Raw genomic sequence first — 18,944 nt, 5'->3', positions numbered from 1 at the left:
CCAGGTGCTCGGCCAAGTAAGTGCCGGTGTAGTTGACCTGGCTGCTGAGCAGAAACTGGCCATACAATTGAGCGGTGACTTTCATGGGCTTGGTACGCTGAGAAAGCCGTTTGCGTAAGTCCTAATTTAATAGAACGCGTCCTCGAAGTGCTCAATGCGCAGGCCGGCGGCGGCGGGCGTAAGGGCGAGAATGTCGAACCGGATGTCGCCGGACCAATTCAGGGTTTCTTGTAGGTGTTCGGCGGTGAGGCGCAGCAACTGGCGTTTACGCTCGGTCACGAATTCCTCGGGGTGGCCGTACTGCGCCGAAGACCGCGCTTTTATCTCCACAAACACCAGCAGGGCAGGTCCCAGGCGCATAATCAGGTCTACCTCGGCGCGGCGGTAGCGGTAGTTGCGGTGCAGCAGCTCGTAACCGCGGCCGAGCAAGTAATGCAAGGCCGCGTCTTCGCCCGCGTGGCCGAGCTCGTGAGCAGGTAGGGACATGGGATGAGCGAAAACAGTGAAACAGCAGGCGGCCGCTACGCTAGGCTTCGGCAGGCGGGTCGGGGCGGGAAAAGCAGCAGATTGGAGCGAAATCTAGTACCTTTGGGTGTGTTACGTGCCGAAAGGTTGGCAGAGTTGGAGTTCCGGACTGCTTCCGGCGCGAAACCATGCGAAACGTACGGTATGTCCAGCCGAAAAAGACTAGATGACTGACTATTACTACTAGTTCTGTCTGGTCTGCAAACCGGCAGAACGGCTTCTGGCCGGCTGGTTTCGTTAATTTTAAAAGTACTCATGACCCAGTATTCCGCCTGCGTAAGTCCTGCTCCGACAAATGCTCGTCTGGCAGAGGAACCTGCGGCCGCTCCGGCTACAACGGGCCAGAACCGGGAAGTAGTGGTCCGGCGGCTGGATTTGGTAGCCTACCAAGAGGCCTGGGACCTGCAGGAGCAATTGCTGGCGGCGGCGCTGGCTCTCAAAACCCACAACCGCCAGGCCCAGGAGGCTGGTGCGCCGATAGTTGCAACGCCCAACTACCTGCTGCTGTGCCAGCACCCGCACGTGTACACGCTGGGCAAGAGCGGCAAGCCCGAGCATCTGTTGCTCAATGATGCCGAACTGGCTGCTTACGGCGCCAGTTTTCACCGCATCAACCGCGGCGGTGACATTACCTACCACGGCCCGGGACAGTTGGTGGGCTACCCCATCTTCGACCTCGATAATTTTTTCACGGACATCCACCGCTACCTGCGCCTGCTGGAGGAAGCCGTTATCTGCACCCTGGCGGATTACGGTATAAAATCCGGGCGTATTAGTGGGCTCACCGGGGTTTGGCTCGATTTTGAAGAGGGCGCCCCAAATCCGCGTAAAATCTGCGCCATGGGGGTGAAGTGCAGCCGCTGGGTAACCATGCACGGCTTCGCCCTCAATGTCAATACCGACCTGACTTACTTCCGCCACATCGTACCCTGCGGCATCACTGACAAGGCCGTAACCTCCCTGCAACAGGAGTTGGGCCAGGCCATACCGGTAGCCGAAGTGCAGGAGCGCCTGCTGCCCCACCTGGCTCGTTTGTTTGGGGCCGGGTTGGTCAATGAATCTGCTTTATGAAAAAAGACATTACGTTCCGTCCCGTAGAGGGCGTTTCCATTGCCGTGGTTCCTGATGCCACTGCTCCGACTGCCGGCGAGCAGCAAGGCTGGCAGGTGTACCTGCTCAATACCAATGAGGAGGCGCTGCAAAACGTCATCGTCAGCTCCAATGGCTACGGCACCAGCCCTGAGGGCGAAGCCATCCGCACCTCCACCCTGCGCCACGTGCTGCCCGAAGTACCGGCCCAGGCCGTGGCCGCCATTGAGCCCATTGATCCGGCCCTGTTTCACCTGCACAACCAGTACTGGGTGAGCTACTACATCGGCAGCCAGGTATTTGACAAGAAATTCGTGTTCGAGCCCGGCACTATTGCCGCCGATAAGCTGACGCCCATTGCCCTGCTCGATGAGCAGCCCGGCGTACTGCACCGCTAACCGTATCTTTGTCTTTCCATTGCGTGGCCCAGGTCGGGGCGCGCTTCTTACCAGAGCCGAACCGCAATGAATGCACTCGGAATTCAGTTGGGTCTGTCCTCCCTTTGGGCGTTTCTGGTGGCTTTGTTCGCCGTACCGTCCATTATTTACATCGCCCACCTGAAAAACATGCTCGACACGCCCAACGTGCGCACCGTGCATGAGTCACTGACGCCCCGCCTGGGGGGGGTAGCCGTATTTGCGGGCTTCATGTCGGCCCTCACCATCTTTGCGCCCCTCAACAACGGGGTGCAGCAGCTGCTGGCTGGCTGCATTGTGCTCTTCTTCGTGGGGCTGAAAGATGACTTGGTGAGTATTTCGGTGGCCAAGAAGTTCGTGGGGCAGCTGCTGGCGACGGGCATCGTCATGATTATGGCCGATGTGCGCATCACCAGTTTTCAGGGCATCCTGGGCATTGAGGAACTACCCATCGGTATCAGCTACGCGTTTACTTTCTTCGCCATTGTGGGCATTACCAACGCCATCAACCTGATTGACGGGCTCGATGGTCTGGCCGGTTCCATCGTGCTCATCATTGTGAGCACCTACGGTTACTACTTTTACCAGTACGGGGGAGCCGAATATCAGAACTACGCCTTTGTGTCGGTGTGTGTGGTAGGCGGCATTCTGGGTTTTCTGCGTTACAACTTTCACAAGGCCAGTATCTTCATGGGAGACACCGGTTCGTTGGTGTGCGGCTTCATTGTGTCCATTCTCACCATTCAGTTTATTGAGATGGGGCTCAGCGCGGACCAGCCCTTCCACGCCGCCGCGCCGGCCGTGGCCGTGGGTATTCTGTTCGTGCCGTTGTTTGATACGCTCCGGGTATTTATTGTGCGGATGATGGCCGGCCGCTCGCCTTTCTCCCCCGATAAAAACCACGTCCATCACCGCATCCTGGCCATGGGTTTCCAGCAAATCAGTACGGTTATCCTGCTGGGGCTGCTGAACCTGGTTGTGATTCTGATGGTCATTAATTTTGCCTATCTCGGCAATATCATGCTCATCGCCATGCTGGTCGTGTTGTCGGTGCTGCTGAGCGTATTCCTGGGGGTGTATCACAGTCGGGCTGAGCGGCAGCGCGTGGCTTCCTAACCAGCTCTGAACGGGTGCGTTTCCGGCAGTTTCTCTTTGCTTTCGTGTGGCTGGGGCTGATCTGGCTGGCTCCGGCCGCCGTGCGGGCCGCCGAGTACCGTCCGCTCCCGCCGGCTCCCCGGGCCGGCCTCACCGCCGACTGGCTGATTCACGATGAGGCCCGCAACCGCCTGGTGCTCTACCTGCCCGACTACCACGCACCCGCGCACGCCTATTACCAGTGGCTGTCTATCCGGCCCGGCAAGCCGCTGCTGATCAACTTCACGGCCCGCGAAAGGCTAAGTTTGTTTCTCGATAACCGGCTGGTTTTTACCGCCAACAGCCCGGATGCCTACACCATTGACCTGGCGGCCCTGCTGCCAGCGGGTAGTGTAGCGGGGCCGCATCTGCTGTGCGTATGGCACCCGGATGCTATTCCGAACCTGGCATCTTTCACAAATGCCCAGCCAGCGGCAGTACGCTCGGCCGGCCCGGCGGCTGCGGCCCCGTTGCTGGCCCAGCCCCGGCCCCGCGGCCATCAGGGCCAGAACGTATTCGTCTGCTTTCTGCTGCTGATAGGGCTGGGCTACGGTGGCTTGCGCGCTACGTATCAGCCGGGTTTTGCCCGTATCTACCAGCTGGAGGGCCTCTGGGGCAAGGGCAGCGCCGAGCAGGACTTTCTCATCAAGCCCACGCTTACCTGGCTCAACCTGGTGCTGGTGCTGCTGTTTGCCCTGTCGTTTGCGCTGCTGCTGGTGGCCATTCACACCAATATTCAGAACATCGTTATTCTACGGCGCCTCTTCGACGTGGCCGAATCAGCCATTGTGGTGAAGGTGCTGATATACACAGTGGTGGTGGCCGGTTTCGTGCTGGGTAAATACCTGTTCCTGGAACTGATGGGGTATATCTTCGACGTAACGGAGCTGGTGACCATTCAGTACCGGGAGTTTATCCGCACCATCCTGTTCATGGGTCTGTTTCTGCCCGTCGTGATGCTGCTCTACCTGGGCCTGAATCAGCGCCTGCCCGAAACGGTACTGTGGGTATCCAACGGAGTGGTTTCCTTGCTGTTGGTCGGGACGGTGTGGCGGGTCGGGCGCACGTTGCATCGTCGGGTGTCGCTACTAAATCTGCATTTGTTTTCGTACCTTTGCGCCACAGAAGTGATTCCCTTGGTCATTCTGCTCAAGCTGATTGTTTTTACCTTCTGACCACCGGCGCTGGCGGCTCCCACCCGCTACCGTTTGCAACGTTTCCTTATTGCTTTAGCTTTACCTTTTCCTACCCTATGGCCGAGAACAAAGACCAACCGGGGACGGGCCGTCACGCCAAGCGCATTGCCACCATTCTGGTCAGCCAACCCAAGCCGACCAGTGACGTCTCTCCGTATTTTTCCATTGCGGAAAAGTATGGGATCAAAGTAGATTTCCGCGAGTTTATTGAAGTGCAGCCGGTTTCCTACAAGGATTTCCGCAAGGAGAAAGTCAATATCCTGGAGCACACGGCCATTATCTTCACCAGCCGTAATGCCGTGGACCATTTCTTCCGCATCTGCCAGGAAGCCAAGGTGGAGATGCCGGCCGAAATGAAGTACTTCTGCATCTCGGAGCAAACGGCCAACTACCTGCAGAAGTACATTGTGCTGCGCAAGCGTAAGCTGTTCGTGGGCCAGCGCACCGCTACTGACCTGTTCGACGTCATCAAGAAGCACAAGGGCGAGAAGTTTCTCTATCCCTGCTCCGATATCCGCAAGGATGATATTCCGGAGTTCATGCGGGCCAATAAGTTCAAGTTTACCGAGGCGGTTATCTACCGCACCGTCGCCAGCGACCTGTCGGATCTGACGGACGTGAAGTACGACTGCATCGCCTTTTTCAGTCCTTCCGGCATCAACTCCCTGTTCATCAACTTTCCGGAGTTCGTGCAGAACAATACCCGGATTGCAGCCTTCGGTCCTACTACGGCCAAAGCTGTCCTTGATGCCGGATTGTTCCTCGATATCGAAGCTCCCCAGCCCAATGCCCCTTCCATGACCGGGGCCATTGAAGCCTACATCCGCATGCACCACGGACCTGACGTTGTGAAAGAGAAGAAGAGCAGCAAGTAAACTAGCTGATATATAGCAGGAAGAAGAGCAACCCTTGTTGCTCTTCTTTTGTATATTCCGGAAGTGAGTCGGGGTGGTTTTTTCGTTACATTTGAAAACGCTGACCTGCTCCTTCCTCAGGCCCCGGCTCATCGCTGATTATTATGAAGAACTATCTATTCGGTGCCTGCCTGCTACTGATAGCCGGAAAAGCAGCTGCTCAGCAGCAGCCCCAGTTCAGTCAGTACGGGCTCAATGGTATGGCCCTCAACCCGGCATACGCGGGCATTAAAGGCTATGGCGAAATCACGGGTATTGGCCGGTCGCAATACATTGGATACAACGCTACCTTCGATGACGGAGGTTCTCCCAATACGGCATCCCTGACGGTTTCTCTTCCCATTCCGGTACTGGCCGGGGGGGTAGGTATCGGTGTGTATCGGGACCAGATTGCTCAGATTACGACCACTAATGTGCAGTTGTCGTATTCCCGTCACCTGCAGTTAGGCGAAGGCAAGCTGGGATTGGGCGTGCAGGGTATATTCAACAATATCTACGAAGGGGGGTACCGGGCGAATGATCCGGGTGATGATTCTGTGCCCAATAATGGCTCTGACCGCAAGTTCGATGCCGGTGCTGGCCTCTGGTACGAGGCCCCAAAGTTTTACGTGGGGCTGAGCACAAATAATCTGTTACGCTCAACGTATAAATTTAACAGCCAGGCGGGGCCAATCAGCGGCGCTTCGGCCCGATATTTGACTGAGAACCACGCCTATCTGACGGGGGGCTACAATATCGATCTGACGTCCTCCGTTGTGCTCACGCCGACGGCCATTGTGAAGGTGGTGCTGCCGGGGGAATTTGGAGATGATGGGAAATTTTCAACCCGGAATGCTTCCTACGAACTGGGCGCGCGTGCTACCTTTGATGATCGGTTCTGGGGAGGATTAGGCTACCGGTCAGAGGACGCCTTTACTGTATTGGGAGGTCTCAGCTTTGCCAAAGACAATGCGTTCAGGTTGGGATTGGCTTATGACGTAATTGCATTTGGGCAAGATGCTAAGGCTTCCAGCTCCTTTGAAATTATGCTGGGTTACCGTCTGCCTAAACCAGGGCTGAGGATTCGCCCAGCTATTCGTACGCCCCGCTACAGCTTCTAAAATCAAAGTTTTGGCCCTAGGTAACCAAACTGCTCCTTTTGCCCTTGTTTGCGCCTGCTTACACACCAACTAACGTGCTGCCTGCCATTGTTTAACCGGCTTAATCATCAGTTCGCAGACAAAATCCTGGCATTGACCGTATGGCTTGCGTACGAACATACGATTCGTTAGATTTGCCAGCTCGAAAAATTGTAATCTTTGGGTATCGCCGCCTCGACCGCCTTTTTCTTTCCTCACATGAATAAGTTTCTCATACTGCCTCTCGTCGCTTTCTCGACGCTCATCCTGGGGGGTTGTGGTTTTGGTAAAGGACCCCAGGGCGACCTGGTTGGGGCGGAGGACCGTCCGGAGTTCAATCCGCAGGAAGTACCCTTTGGGATGGTGCCTTGCCCCGGTGGAACGTTCCATATGGGCCAGACCGACCAGGATATCTCGGCCTCCATGGTGAACATGAACAAGCAGGTGACCATTGCCGGCTTCTACATGGATGAAACCGAAATCACCAACAACGAGTACCGTCAGTTCATGAATGCCATCCGGCAGGATTCAATTGACGTGCTGGGCGAGGAGTACGTTATGACGGAGCTTTACCCGGATACCACGGTGTGGGTACGTGACTTCACCTACCACATGGGTGATCCGCTGATGGAGTACTATTATACCCACCCGGCATTTGATGATTATCCGGTGGTGGGCGTAGACTGGTTTGCCGCTAAGTATTTCTGCAACTGGCGCACCAAAAACAAGAACGCCGCTAACGAGGAAGTTGGCCTGGCACCCACGCCTAACTTCCGTTTGCCTTCCGAGGCCGAGTGGGAGTACGCTGCCCGCGGCGGACGTGATCTTGCCACTTATCCCTGGGGTGGCCCTTACCTGCGCAATTCCAAAGGCTGCATGCTGGCCAACTTCAAGCCCGGCCGTGGCGACTACGCTTCGGATGGATATGCTTACACGGCTCCCGTAGGAGCTTTCTTCCCGAACGATTTCGGCTTGTACGATATGTCGGGCAACGTGTCGGAGTGGTGCGATGATGCCTACATGGAAGCTTCGGTGCCCGTGGTTTGGGATATGAACCCGACCAACCCCGACGACAACGAGCCTCGCAAAGTAGTGCGCGGTGGTTCCTGGAAGGACATTGCGTACTTCCTCGAAACCGGCACCCGCAACTTTGAATATCAGGATTCGGCCCGTTCCTACATCGGTTTCCGTACGGCCATGATTCAGATTGGCTCCGGCTCGGGACTTTACTAAGTAGCTTTACCAACGCTCTTTTCGAAGAAAACCCACCGTTCCTCCCCTGCATTCCCTAAAATCAATACCACAACAAACTTCTTTTCAACACCCAAATCACATGGCAGCTAAAGGCGGTAGTTTTCTGTATGATGTGCTGATGCCCAAAATCTATGGCATCGGTGCAGCAGTTGTAATTGTAGGCGCTCTGTTCAAAATCCAGCACTGGGAAGGCGCCAGCATAATGCTGATTATTGGTTTGGGTACGGAAGCCCTGATCTTCTTCCTGAGCGCTTTCCAGCCAACTCCTAAGGATGTAGACTGGTCCTTGGTTTACCCGGAATTGAGCGAAGGCTATGACCCCTCGACCGGCAACCCCAGCTTCCTGCAGGAGAACAACGGCACCGGACTGACGCGCAAGCTCGATGATATGCTGAAGGACGCCAACGTAACCCCCGAGGCTATTTCTTCGCTGGGTCAGGGCCTGAACCGCCTCAGCACTACTACCCAGCAGCTTTCCTCTCTGGGCGACGCTACCAACGCTACCGAAGAATACACTACTAAAGTGCGCACCGCGGCCCAGTCGCTGGAGCGTATTAACGAGTCGTACTCGAGCACGGTGCAGGCTATGTCGGCCATGGCTGATGCGTCGAATGATGCCCGTGAATATCACGCGCAGGTTCAGAACGTAACCAAGAACCTGGGCGCCCTGAATGCAGTGTACGAGATGGAGCTGCAGGATGCCAACACCCACCTCAAGTCGATGAACAAGTTCTATGGTACGCTCGCGCAGGCCATGGAGAACCTGACCGAGGCCGGCAAGGAAACCGAGCAGTTCAAGCAGGAAGTAACTGGCCTGACCACCAACCTGACTTCGCTCAACCGGGTGTACGGCAACATGCTGAACGCTATGCGGGCTACCAGCTAAGGCTGGAATACCCCTTAGGTTCAGATCCAATTCCACTAGTATAGCAACAGGTAGACACGATGGCGGGAGGTAAAGAGACTCCACGGCAGAAGATGATCGGGATGATGTACCTGGTACTCACCGCTCTTCTGGCCCTACAGGTAAACTCAGCAATTCTACTCAAGTTCAAGTTTCTCGACGACAGCCTTTCTTCCATTAACGGAAAGGTGTTGAAAGCAAACGACGGAACCGTGAAGGGGATTCAGGCGCAGGTTGAGAAGAACCGCAACCAGCCCAAAGATCTGGCCGTGCTCAAGCAGAGCCAGGAAGTTCGGGACCGGACGAAAGAAATGATTGCCTATCTGTCGGGTGTGCGTGAGCAGCTGCTCACTAAAACGGAGAACAAAGGCAAGAACGAGTTTAAAAACATGAGCGCCGAGGATAAAGTGGCGGAGCTTATGCTGGGCGCCAACAAAAACGGCGAAGGCTACAAGATGAAGGGCGAGCTCAACAAGTACTCGGACTACATCAAAAACATCATCCCCGGAGTATCTCCCCTGGCCCTCGACGCCGGCGAAGACCCGATGGTGACGGACAAGGAGCAGAAGAGCAAGAACTTTGCGCAGCTGAACTTCGAAAATACGCCCGTGGTAGCGGCGCTGGCCGTTCTTTCTCAGAAAGAAGCCGAAGTGCTGAAGTACGAATCGGATGCGCTCAACAACCTGGCGCAGCGCGTGGGTGGCTCAGTTATCGTGTTCGATAAGATTGGCGCTTTTGCCAGTGCCGAGTCGAATACGGTGGCCGCTGGTACTAAGTACAAAGCGGAGCTGTTCCTAACGGCTTCGGCTTCGGGCCTCAACCCCAGCATGACGCTCAATGGCTCGCCCCTGTCAGTAGGTCCCGATGGGAAAGGCAAAGTGGAATTCACGGTGCGCCCGGGCTCTTTCGACAAAGAAGGCAATGCCAAGGCTTCCTGGAGCGGTACGATCCGGTTCAAGCAGAACGGTCGTGACACGATCTTCAAAGTAAACGTGCCCTACACCATCACCAAGCCGGTAATGCAGATTCAGTCGGCTTCGGTGCAGGCACTGTACTTCCGGTGCGGCAACAAGCTGAGCGTACAGGTTCCCGCGCTGGGTGCCCAGTACGACCCCAGCTTCTCGGCTTCCGGGGCTGCTACCATCAAAGGCGCTAACAAAGGCGACGTTACGTTAGTACCTAATGCCAAAGAAGTTACCCTGAACGTGAGCAGCGGTGGTAACGCCATTGGTTCGCAGACGTTCCAGGTTCGTCCTATTCCTAAGCCTGACGTGCAGTGCTGGGTAGGTGGCCGTCCGGTCAATGAAAAGCAGGGTACGCCCATCACGGCTGTTCGGAATATGAACATGAAGGCCGTAGCGGATGCTGGTTTTGCTACTTTCCTGCCCGACGACGCTCGTTTCCGGGTATCGCGCTACGAAGTAACGCTGGTACGCGGCAAGCGCCCGGTTATGGCAGCTATTCCAGTAAACGGTCCGAACGTAGACCTGAGCTCGGTGGTAAACACGGCCCGCGAAGGCGACCGTCTTTACATCGAAGTAAAAGGAGTGCAGCGCCAGAACTTCCAGGGTAACGTGGAAGACGTAAACGTTACCAAAGTTTTCAATATTCCGCTGATCTAAGCGTTACCGGTTCTGAACTATCCGTCACGCTTTTTGATTTCTCTGGCATGAACAAATTCCTTTCCTTCACCGCTTTGGCGGCGGGCCTCACGCTGTCGGTGGCAGCATCGGCTCAGGAGCAAGCCACTACTGCGAGCAGCAACGGCTCGTACCGCCCGATCCCGAATTCGGATATTCTGTTCCGCAAAACGATCTGGCGCGCGATTGACCTGCGTGAGAAGCAGAACAAGCCCATGTTCGCGGAAGGCAAGGAAATCAGCCGGGTAATTCTGGATGCGGTCAAGCGGGGTGAACTGCAGGCGTACCGTAACGACTCCCTGACCACGACTTTTTCTGCTGCGGAAGTAGCCGCTAACTCTTCCTACGTGGAGGCAAGCGCCGGTCTGAGCCAGGAGGAAATTGATGCCGGCTTCACTCAGGATACCGGCGATGATTGGGGTGCTCCCAAGAAAAAGGGTAGCAAACCTGCTGCTCCTGCTGCTCCATCTAGTTTTGGCTTCCGTCCTAAGGACCTGTACCAGATGGAACTGAAGGAGGATATGATCTTCGACAAGAAACGGTCGCGGATGTATCACGACATCAAAACCATCACCCTGCTTGTTCCTTCGACGCTGGGCGCTAACCAGTCGGGTATTGAAAAGCCCATTGCTACGTTCAAGTACAGCGACCTGGTGCGTGTGTTCCGGGCCAATCCGGATAAGGCTATCTGGTTTAACCCCCAGAATGATGCCCAGCACAAGAACCTGGCCGACGCGTTCGAACTCTGGCTGTTCAACTCCTACATCGTGAAGGTATCGAACCCGAATGATGCCCGTCTGGACGAAGTCTACGGTGGTCAGCAGCAGGGTATCCTGGCCTCGCAGCAGGCCGCCGCCGACCTGATTGAGTACGAGTATAACCTGTGGTCTTTCTAAATCACAGATGGTGCAGATGCTGGGATGACGCAGATGCCGACATCTCTTCTAAGCCCCCTGAAAACCAAAGGCCCCCGACCAGAAATGGTTGGGGGCCTTTGGCTTTTTCAGGGGGCTTTCGGGTGCCGTTGTTCAGACTTGGGCATCGGTTTGGGAGAAGTAGCTGATCAGGATGCAGGCTTTGGCTTTGCCGACTTCAGCTACCAGTTCGGCTTCGGACAGCTCTTTGATTTTCTTGACGGACTTGAACTTGGTGAGCAGTTTATCGGCCGTGACGGGACCGAGGCCCTTGACGTCGGTGAGCTCGGTTTTGAGCGTGCCCGCGTCGCGGCGGTTGCGGTGGAAGGTGATGCCGAAGCGGTGCACTTCGTCGCGCATGCGCTGGAAGAGGCGCAGGGATTCGCTCTTCTTGTCGATGTAGAGCGGGAGCGGGTCGTTGGGCACGTAGATTTCCTCCAGGCGCTTGGCGATACCGATGACGGCCATCTGCCCCCACAGATTCAGGTCTTTGAGGGCTTTAACGGCCATGCTGAGCTGGCCCTTGCCGCCGTCCACAATCACGAGCTGGGGCAGGCTGGCACCCTCGTCCACGAGGCGGCGGTAGCGGCGCGTCACTACTTCGTACATCGAGTCGAAGTCGTTGGGGCCGATGACGGTTTTGATGTGGTAGTGGCGGTAGTCCTTCTTGCTGGGCCGAGCGTTGCGGAAACACACCATGGCGGCCACCGGATTATCGCCCTGGAAGTTGGAGTTGTCGAAGCATTCGATGTGCTTGGGCAGTTCCGTCAGGCGCAAATCCTTCTTGATGGTTTCCATGATGCGCACCTCGTTGAGGTCCTTGCTCCGGTCGTTCATGCTCTCTTTTTCCTTGCGCAGGTAGAGCACGTTTTTGAGGCTCAGCTCCAGCAGCTTGCGCTTATCGCCAATCTGGGGCTGGGCAATGGCCACGCCGGGCAGGGGCAGGGGCGGCAGGGCAATGTTGGTCAGGATTTCCTTGGACTCGCTCTCGAACTCCTCCCGCATCTGCATCACCAGCGGGGCCAGAATCTCCTCATCCGGTTCATCAAGCTTCTTCTGTACCTCCACCGACTGCGTGAGCACAATGCTGCCGTTCATCACCTTGAGGTAGCTGATAAAGGCCGACTTCTCGTTCGACGCGATGCTGAACACGTCGATGTTGGTCAGGTTGGCGTTGACGATGGTGCTCTTGCTCTGGAACTCGTCGAGCTTGTCGAGCTTGACCTTGAACTGGTGGGCCAGTTCATACTGCTGTTCTTGGGCGGCCTGGGTCATCCGGTCGCGGAAGTACTGCTTGGGCAGGCGCAGGTCGCCATTCAGGATCTGCCGGATCTGCTGGATGTACTGGTTGTAAGTTTCCTCGTCCTGGTGGGCCTCACAGGGGCCCTTGCAGTTGCCCAGGTGGTACTCCAGGCAGACCTTGAACTTGCCGGCCTCGATGTTGGCCTCCGAGAGGTTGTAAGTGCAGGTGCGCAGCGGGTACAGGGCCCGGATGAGCTCCACCAGCAGGTTCATGCCCGTCACGTTGGCGTAAGGGCCGTAGTAGCGGCCGTCGCCGGGGCGCTTGTTGCGGGTCGGGATGAGGCGGGGGAACCGCTCGTTGGTCAGCAGCAGGTAAGGGTAGGTCTTGCCGTCCTTGAGCAGGATGTTGTACTTGGGCTGGTGCTGCTTGATGAGGTTATTTTCCAGCAGAAACGCGTCCGACTCCGAATCCACAATGGTGAACTCGATGCGGCGGATGTTTTTGACCAGCTGCTGGGTTTTCTTGTTGTGGTCCTGCTTGGTGAAGTAACTGCTGACGCGCTTGCGCAGGTCGATGGCCTTACCCACGTAAATGATGGTGTCCTCGTCGCCGAAGTACTTGTATACCCCCGGGCGGTGGGGCAGCTGGCGGATCTGGTCTTGCAGGTCAGGAGAGGCGGCCATAAATAATTACTGATTTTCGCTGATTCTTCAGCGGATGACGCTGAGGTTGTGCGGTACTCAAGGTATAGGCGATGGGCCTATCGTACCAAGTACGGGTACGAGGACGAAGCGGGAGGATTGCGGCGGAAAGTTGTCAGGAAGACAACAAAAAATGTGGCCGGGGTGTCCCGGCCACATTCCGTAAAAATCAGTGAAATCAGCGAAATAATCAGCGGAAATCAGTGATTAAATGTCATCGTCGCTCAGGTCTTCCAGCTTCACCTGGTTGAGCTTCTGGTCGCTGGGGATGGTGTCGCGCAGACCGGTGCCACCGTAGTAGCGGGAGCAGTCGGTTTCGATGGTGAGCTGGGCCGGTTTGGGGAAAGCGCCGGTATTGACGTCGAGGCTTTTGTCAGCGTACACTTTTTTCATGAACAGACCATAAATCGGGAGGGCGAGGCGGGAGCCCTGGCCGTAGGTTCCGGTTCGGAAGTGGATGCTGCGGTCTTCCCCGCCCACCCACATGCCGCACACCAGATCGGGGGTGAGGCCCATGAACCAGCCATCGGAGTAGTTGTTGGTAGTGCCGGTTTTAGCGCCCATCTCGTAGGGGAATTTGAAACCGCCCTTCAGGATGATGCTGGTGCCGCCCTGCTCTTCGGTGGCCCCGCGCAGCATGTAGGTCATCAGATAGGCCGTTTCCTCGCTCAGCGCCTCCCGGGTCTGGGGCACGAATTCGCGGAGCACGTTGCCGTTCTTGTCCTCAATGCGCGTCACCATCATGGGCGCGGTCCAGACGCCCTTGTTCACGAAGGTGCTGTAGGCGCCGGCCAGCTCGTAGATGCTCACGTCGGAGGAGCCGAAGCCCACGGCCGGCACCGCCTCAATGGGGGAGGTAATGCCCAGGCGCTTGGCGTAGCTGACCACCGTTTCGGGGCCGAGTTTCTGCACCAGCCAGGCTGTGATGGAGTTCATGGAGCGGGCCAGGGCCTGACGCAGCGTGAACGTGCGGCCCGAAAACCGGCCCTCGAAGTTGCGGGGGGTATAAGCGGGCCGGCCGGCTTCGGTGGGGAAGGTCACGGCCACGTCGGGGCGCTGGTAGCAGGGCGAGTAGCCCTGGTCGATGGCGGCCACGTACACGAAGGGCTTGAACGTGGAGCCCGGCTGACGCTTGCCCTGCTTCACGTGGTCGTACTTGATGTACTTGTAGTTGATGCCACCCACCCAGGCCTTCACCTTGCCGTTGAGCGGATTCATGGCCATAAAGCCCGAGCGCAGCAGCCGCTTATAGTAAGCCAGCGAGTCCATCGGCGACATGGTCACTTCCTTTTCGCCGCCCTGCCAGCTGAACACCTTCATCTTGTACTTCTTGTTGAGATAGTACTTCACGGAATCGGGCTGGTCGGGGAAGCGGTTGGTGAGGGAGCGGTAGCGGCCGGTGCGCTTGATGGACGTGTTCAGGAAGCCCGGAATGAGCTTGCCGTTCTCGTCGCGCCAGGGCTGCTGACCCTTCCAGTGGGAATCGAACCACTTCTGCTGAAGCTTCATGTGCTCGGCCACGGCCGATTCGGCGTACTTCTGCATCCGCGAATCGATGGTGGTGTAGATTTTCAGGCCGTCGGAGTACAGGTCGTGGTCGGTGTCCTTGGCCCACTGCCGGAGCATTTTGCTGACCTCCACCCGGAAGTAGGGCGCAATGCCTTCGTTCTGGTTCTCAACACTATAGTTAAGGGCAATGGCCTTGAGTGTATCGCCCTTGAGCTGCTCGGGCGTGATGTAGCCGTACTTGTTCATCTGGCGCAGCACCCAGTTGCGGCGGGCCCGGGAGCGTTCGGGGTTGAACTTGGGGCTGAAGCGCGAAGGCGCGTTGAGCACGCCTACCAGCGTGGCGGCCTCGGGCCGGGTCAGGTCGCGGGGCTTTTTGCCGAAGAAGGTTTTAGCGGCCGTATTGATACCGAAGGCGTTGGAGCCGTAGTCGTTAGTATTCAGATACATGCGCAGGATTTCGCGCTTGGTGTAGCTGCGTTCCAGGCGGGTAGCCAGAATCCACTCCTTGGTTTTGGTAATGAGCATCCGCACGCCGGGCACATCGTTGAGCGTGCCGTCGTTGAGGTCTTCACGGGTGCGGAACAGCACCTTGGCCAGCTGTTGGGTGAGGGTGGAGCCACCGCCCCCGCTACCGCCCGTGAGCAGGCCCGCCGCCACCCGGCCGGTAGCCTTGGGGTCGATGCCGGAGTGCTCCTCGAAGCGGGCGTCCTCGGTGGCAATGAGGGCATCCACGAGGTGCTGGGGTAGGTCTTCGTACTCAGCGGGCGTCCGGTTCTCGCGGAAGTATTTGCCCATGAGTACGTTGTCGGCGGAGTAGATTTCCGAGGCCAGCTCACTGCGCGGGTTTTCCAGCGTTTTGAGGTTGGGCATGCGTCCGAACAGGTTCAGGAAGTTCACGCTGACGGCCAGCACGTACAGCACCAGCCCCACCACGCCCGCGCCGAAAAGAAGCCAGAACGTGCGGGCCCAGCCGGTGAAGCGACCGGGGCGGTTAGGTTTGCGAAGAGGGGTATTCTTTTTGGTGGCGGACTGAGCCATGTGTTTAATTAAGAATTATGAATTAAGGAGTATGAATTAAAAGCTGCATCCAGCGTGCCAAACAGCCTTTTACAACGTGCTGGATGCGTTTTCTGGAAGACGACTTTTAATTCAGAACGCTTAATTCTTAATTGAAATCAGCGGTACGTCTGATCATAGAAGCGCTGGTACTCGTCGAGGTTGCCTTGTTCCAGCAGCACCGGCAGGTTATCAATACCCACAACCAGGGTTTGGTAACCCGCGCCGCGCAGCTTGCTCAGCGGCGACTGGGGCCCGCGCAGCTTCAGCGCGTAGCTCTGGGCCAGTTTGGCGTTGGCCAGGGTCTCCACAATCACCAGCTCCTGGGTGGCGTTCAGGGGCTGCCGCCGTACCAGCAGGCTGCTCGACTTATAGTAGCGGCTGTTATACGCCTGGAGCTGGCCCGGCAGGTCGGCCAGCAGGGGCGCATCCTTGGCCAGTACCAGCACGATAGCGTGGCGCGTGCTCTGGTCCGCTTTGTAGGGCGAAGCCGGGGCCGTTGGGGCCGGCGGGGGCGTGGCCGGCATCGGGCTGGTAGCGGGCAGGTTGGTAGCTGGGGCAGTAGGCTCAGTGGCCGGCGCGGGAGCCGCAACGGGCTCCTTAACGGCCGGTTTGGCCGGGGCAGGAGCCTTCTGGCCCCGGGCCCGGGCCTGGGCGGCGGCCCGCCGGGCGGCCTTGGCCTCTTCTTCCGGGGTGAGCGGCACGGCCGTCGGCGGCAGCACCGCTTTTACCGCGGCCGGCTCAGCCGGGGCCGGTACGCCGGTACTTGGAGCAGGCTTGTCCAGAGTGGGGGGCGTGGTCAAAGTCTGGTTTGGCAGTGCGCCAGTGGCCGGCGTGAGGGTCGGTAAGGGGGCCGCGGCGGGCTTAGTCGGTTCGCGGTAGTACACCGGCATCCGCGGGTCTACTTCGCCCGGCTTGAACACCGATACTACGGGCTTATCAATGCTGGCCAGCACGCCCATGATCTGGCCCTGGTCGTACTTGCGGTAGGTGTCGAGCAGGACTTCGGCCTTGCTGGCCAGGGGGCTCTGGGGGTAGTCTTTGTAAAACTTCTCCACCGTGGCCCGGGCCGTAAGCGGCGGCTGGGTCCGAATGGTAAGCAGGGTGTTGAGGTAGGCTACCTGGTCGTTGAGGTCGGTTTCGGGGTACTGCTGGCGGGCCCGCGCCAGCACGGCAGTAGCCTTTTTGAAGTCCTGCGTTTTGTAGAACACGAAAGCCGAATCCACCAGCACGGCCACCTGGGCGTTGGCCACCGAGGTACGGCGCAGGTACTCCGGGTCGGCCACCAGGCGGGCGTACGACGAGGTGGGGTAGGCCGCTCGCAGCCGGGCGGCGTACTGCTCGGCCTTGCCGGCTTCGTTGCGGTCCTTGTGAATCAGGTACAGAATGTAGAGCGCCTCGGGCGTGTGGGTGCCCGTGGGGTAACGGCGTAGCAGGGTTTCGTAGGTGTCGATGGCCCGCTCCGGCTCCCGCAACTGCTGGTTATAGATGCCGCCCAGGGCGTACAGGGCCTCCTCGGTCTGCGCGTCGGAGGCTTTCAGCAGCTCCGGCGTCAGCGGAATGGTTTGGCGGTACTGGGTCACCAGGGTCTGGAGCTGGGCGGCCGGGTCGGGGGCAGCGGTGGGCTCGGTGCCGTTGACTACGGTGCTGCTGTTGCCGGCAATGCTCACCGGCACGTTGCCGCCCTGGGGCGTTACGGGCGAGTTGCTGGCCTGGGTCACGGTCCGCCAGTTATCCTGCAGAGGGCGGTTGCCCCACTTGCGGATAAAGTCGTTGCGGGCCGTGCTCAGGGCCGTGGGGTTATCGAAGTACCACTTGGCGCCCGTGTTGCCGGCCAGAAAATCATCGGCGCTCAGGTCGGGCTGCAGGTCGCGGCCCGGGGCCAGCCCGGTGGCGGTCTGCTGCTGGCTGCGCTGGCGCTCCACTTCCTGGCGGGCAGCCAGGGCCTCGGCCTGCCGCTGGCGCTCGTCCAGCTCGGCCTGGGCGTAGGTGGTCAGGCGGGCGGTGAGCTCCTCCGGCGAGAGGCGGGCCAGAGCCTGCAAACTGTCCTGGTTTTCGACCACCGTAAGCTGCTGGGCGAAATCCTTCAGGACGCCGGCGCGCTCGGCAATGGCCTCGTACTCGGGTGCCTCCCGGGGCATATTCTGCACCGTGCTGTCGTAGTAGGCGGCGGCCAGGCGGTATTTCTGAAGGTTTTCGTAGTAGATGCGGCCGTCGAGCAGGTAGGTATAAGCCAGCTGGGCCTTGCTGGCCTGGGGCGTGCGGGCCGATTTCTGGAGCAGGGCCAGGGCCTCGGGATAGCGCTGCTGGCGGTAGTCTACCCGCGCCATCTCGTAGTAGATCTTGTCGCGGTACTCCTTGTTCTTGGGGTCCTTGAGCAGCTTGGCGAAGTACTTATTGAGCCGGGCGCGGTCGTTCAGATTCAGATCCGACACCTGGCCCAGCATCAGCTTGCTGAAAAAGTCCAGCTCGTAGGGCGGGTTCCTTTTCAGAATCTGGTTGAGCTGGGCGTAGGCCTGCTTATCGTCGCCCTGGGCCTGGTAGAGCTGGGCCAGAATGTAGCGCGTGCGCGACTGCTCATCCTTGGGCTCTATGTAGGGAATGGCCTTTTCCAGGTTCTCGATGGCGCGGGCGGGCTCCCCGGTTTGCAGGTAGTACTCGGCCCGGGTCAGGAACAGCGCGCGGGCGTTGGCTTCGGTGCCCTGCTCCTTGTCGAGAATATCCGAGACGGCGGCGGCGTTGCCCGGCTCCTGAAGGGCCAGGAAGGTGCGCATGAGCCAGATCAGGGCTTCGTGGCGGGCGTTGGGGTCCTTGCTGGTGCTGTTGACGTACTTGAACGTCTTAGCCGCGTCCTCAAACTCCCGCTTGTAGTAGCGTGCCTGCCCGATGAGGAGGTAGCTGTCGTCGGTCCAGTCGGAGCCGGGGCGGTGCTGCACCGGCAGGGAGGCCTTCTTGATGATGTCCTCCATGTCGGCCGTCAGGCGGGCGGCAGTGGCCTCATCTACCACCGGGAACAGGGGCAGCACGCGGTTGTAGTCGTTGACGCGGGCTTTATCGAGGGCCAGCTCGGTGGCGCGCATCTTCTCGCGGGCCAGGAAGTAGGCGTTGTCACGGGCCACCACGTTATCGTAGGCGCGGCCCACCACCGAGCGGCGCTCCGAGGCGCAGCCGCCCAGGCCGGCCAGCAGCAGTCCGGCGGCGGTGGAAGCCGCGAGCGTGCGCAGCAGCAGAGAGTTAGTCGTCGTCAAGGCGGCAGAAAAGCTCAGGGCGAAGGAAAGGGTACAGACGGAAAACGCCCCCCGCCAACGGAATCGTTCGGCGGGGCGCGCTT

Annotated in this window: 14 protein-coding genes; 10 read left to right on the top strand and 4 right to left on the bottom strand. The window is 58.5% G+C overall.

Going from position 1 to position 18,944, the window contains the following annotated elements:
* Nucleotides 1–126: 126 nt before the first annotated feature.
* Nucleotides 127–486: a YraN family protein gene (locus KLP40_RS13310; RefSeq protein ID WP_215594277.1), complete on the bottom strand. Its 360-nt coding sequence runs from the start codon at nt 484–486 to the stop codon at nt 127–129.
* 294 nt (nt 487–780) lie between these two features.
* Here KLP40_RS13310 and lipB point away from each other — a divergent pair, with 294 nt between their 5' ends.
* The 10 genes from lipB (at nt 781) to porN (ending at nt 11,086) form a co-directional block, all read left to right on the top strand.
* Nucleotides 781–1,596 carry a lipoyl(octanoyl) transferase LipB gene (lipB, locus tag KLP40_RS13305; protein ID WP_215594275.1) on the top strand — a complete coding sequence of 272 codons (816 nt, stop codon included), beginning with the start codon at nt 781–783 and terminating at the stop codon, nt 1,594–1,596.
* Nucleotides 1,593–2,012: a hypothetical protein gene (locus KLP40_RS13300; protein ID WP_215594273.1), complete on the top strand. Its 420-nt coding sequence runs from the start codon at nt 1,593–1,595 to the stop codon at nt 2,010–2,012. The genes lipB and KLP40_RS13300 overlap by 4 nt, the downstream gene beginning before the upstream one ends.
* Nucleotides 2,013–2,078: 66 nt before the next feature.
* Nucleotides 2,079–3,146 (top strand): MraY family glycosyltransferase, encoded by a 1,068-nt coding sequence (locus KLP40_RS13295; protein ID WP_246558825.1) that lies wholly within the window; start codon nt 2,079–2,081, stop codon nt 3,144–3,146.
* 14 nt (nt 3,147–3,160) lie between these two features.
* A complete protein-coding gene (locus KLP40_RS21550) occupies nt 3,161–4,339 on the top strand; it encodes a DUF4271 domain-containing protein (protein WP_215594272.1) in 1,179 nt (392 codons plus the stop codon).
* 77 nt (nt 4,340–4,416) lie between these two features.
* The gene (locus KLP40_RS13285; RefSeq protein ID WP_215594271.1) at nt 4,417–5,235 is read left to right on the top strand and encodes a uroporphyrinogen-III synthase; all 819 of its coding nucleotides are present in this window, start codon (nt 4,417–4,419) and stop codon (nt 5,233–5,235) included.
* Nucleotides 5,236–5,378: 143 nt separating this feature from the next.
* Complete coding sequence (locus KLP40_RS13280; protein ID WP_215594270.1) at nt 5,379–6,374, top strand: PorP/SprF family type IX secretion system membrane protein; 996 nt, start codon at nt 5,379–5,381, stop codon at nt 6,372–6,374.
* Between the two features lie 237 nt (nt 6,375–6,611).
* Nucleotides 6,612–7,625 (top strand): T9SS ring complex lipoprotein PorK/GldK, encoded by a 1,014-nt coding sequence (gene porK, locus KLP40_RS13275; RefSeq protein ID WP_215594269.1) that lies wholly within the window; start codon nt 6,612–6,614, stop codon nt 7,623–7,625.
* Between the two features lie 100 nt (nt 7,626–7,725).
* Nucleotides 7,726–8,532 (top strand): type IX secretion system motor protein PorL/GldL, encoded by an 807-nt coding sequence (gene porL / locus KLP40_RS13270; RefSeq protein WP_215594268.1) that lies wholly within the window; start codon nt 7,726–7,728, stop codon nt 8,530–8,532.
* A gap of 59 nt (nt 8,533–8,591) precedes the next feature.
* Nucleotides 8,592–10,172, top strand: coding sequence for a type IX secretion system motor protein PorM/GldM (porM, locus tag KLP40_RS13265; protein ID WP_215594267.1), 1,581 nt, complete (start codon nt 8,592–8,594; stop codon nt 10,170–10,172).
* A gap of 47 nt (nt 10,173–10,219) precedes the next feature.
* Nucleotides 10,220–11,086, top strand: coding sequence for a type IX secretion system ring subunit PorN/GldN (porN, locus tag KLP40_RS13260; protein ID WP_215594266.1), 867 nt, complete (start codon nt 10,220–10,222; stop codon nt 11,084–11,086).
* A 132-nt stretch (nt 11,087–11,218) separates the two neighbouring features.
* Here porN and uvrC read toward each other — a convergent pair whose 3' ends face one another.
* The 3 genes from uvrC to porW form a co-directional block, all read right to left on the bottom strand.
* Complete coding sequence (gene uvrC / locus KLP40_RS13255) at nt 11,219–13,030, bottom strand: excinuclease ABC subunit UvrC (protein WP_215594265.1); 1,812 nt, start codon at nt 13,028–13,030, stop codon at nt 11,219–11,221.
* Nucleotides 13,031–13,255: 225 nt separating this feature from the next.
* On the bottom strand, nt 13,256–15,595 hold the full coding sequence (locus tag KLP40_RS13250; RefSeq protein WP_215594264.1) for a transglycosylase domain-containing protein: 2,340 nt from the start codon (nt 15,593–15,595) through the stop codon (nt 13,256–13,258).
* Nucleotides 15,596–15,732: 137 nt separating this feature from the next.
* Nucleotides 15,733–18,861 carry a type IX secretion system periplasmic lipoprotein PorW/SprE gene (porW, locus tag KLP40_RS13245; protein ID WP_215594263.1) on the bottom strand — a complete coding sequence of 1,043 codons (3,129 nt, stop codon included), beginning with the start codon at nt 18,859–18,861 and terminating at the stop codon, nt 15,733–15,735.
* Between the last annotated feature and the right edge of the window lie 83 nt (nt 18,862–18,944).

The organism is Hymenobacter piscis, assembly GCF_018760735.1.
Classification (GTDB): domain Bacteria; phylum Bacteroidota; class Bacteroidia; order Cytophagales; family Hymenobacteraceae; genus Hymenobacter; species Hymenobacter piscis.
Note: the sequence above shows the minus strand (reverse complement) of the source record. Positions and strands in the feature narration are given on the sequence as shown.

Bases quoted from the DNA above. Each gene is read 5' to 3' on its own strand.
- uvrC (WP_215594265.1), bottom strand. From the start codon at position 13,030: ATGGCCGCCTCTCCTGACCTGCAAGACCAGATCCGCCAGCTGCCCCAC.
- porM (WP_215594267.1), top strand. From the start codon at position 8,592: ATGGCGGGAGGTAAAGAGACTCCACGGCAGAAGATGATCGGGATGATG.
- porK (WP_215594269.1), top strand. From the start codon at position 6,612: ATGAATAAGTTTCTCATACTGCCTCTCGTCGCTTTCTCGACGCTCATC.
- KLP40_RS13295 (WP_246558825.1), top strand. From the start codon at position 2,079: ATGAATGCACTCGGAATTCAGTTGGGTCTGTCCTCCCTTTGGGCGTTT.
- KLP40_RS13280 (WP_215594270.1), top strand. From the start codon at position 5,379: ATGAAGAACTATCTATTCGGTGCCTGCCTGCTACTGATAGCCGGAAAA.
- KLP40_RS13250 (WP_215594264.1), bottom strand. From the start codon at position 15,595: ATGGCTCAGTCCGCCACCAAAAAGAATACCCCTCTTCGCAAACCTAAC.
- KLP40_RS13310 (WP_215594277.1), bottom strand. From the start codon at position 486: ATGTCCCTACCTGCTCACGAGCTCGGCCACGCGGGCGAAGACGCGGCC.
- lipB (WP_215594275.1), top strand. From the start codon at position 781: ATGACCCAGTATTCCGCCTGCGTAAGTCCTGCTCCGACAAATGCTCGT.
- KLP40_RS13300 (WP_215594273.1), top strand. From the start codon at position 1,593: ATGAAAAAAGACATTACGTTCCGTCCCGTAGAGGGCGTTTCCATTGCC.
- porN (WP_215594266.1), top strand. From the start codon at position 10,220: ATGAACAAATTCCTTTCCTTCACCGCTTTGGCGGCGGGCCTCACGCTG.
- porL (WP_215594268.1), top strand. From the start codon at position 7,726: ATGGCAGCTAAAGGCGGTAGTTTTCTGTATGATGTGCTGATGCCCAAA.
- KLP40_RS13285 (WP_215594271.1), top strand. From the start codon at position 4,417: ATGGCCGAGAACAAAGACCAACCGGGGACGGGCCGTCACGCCAAGCGC.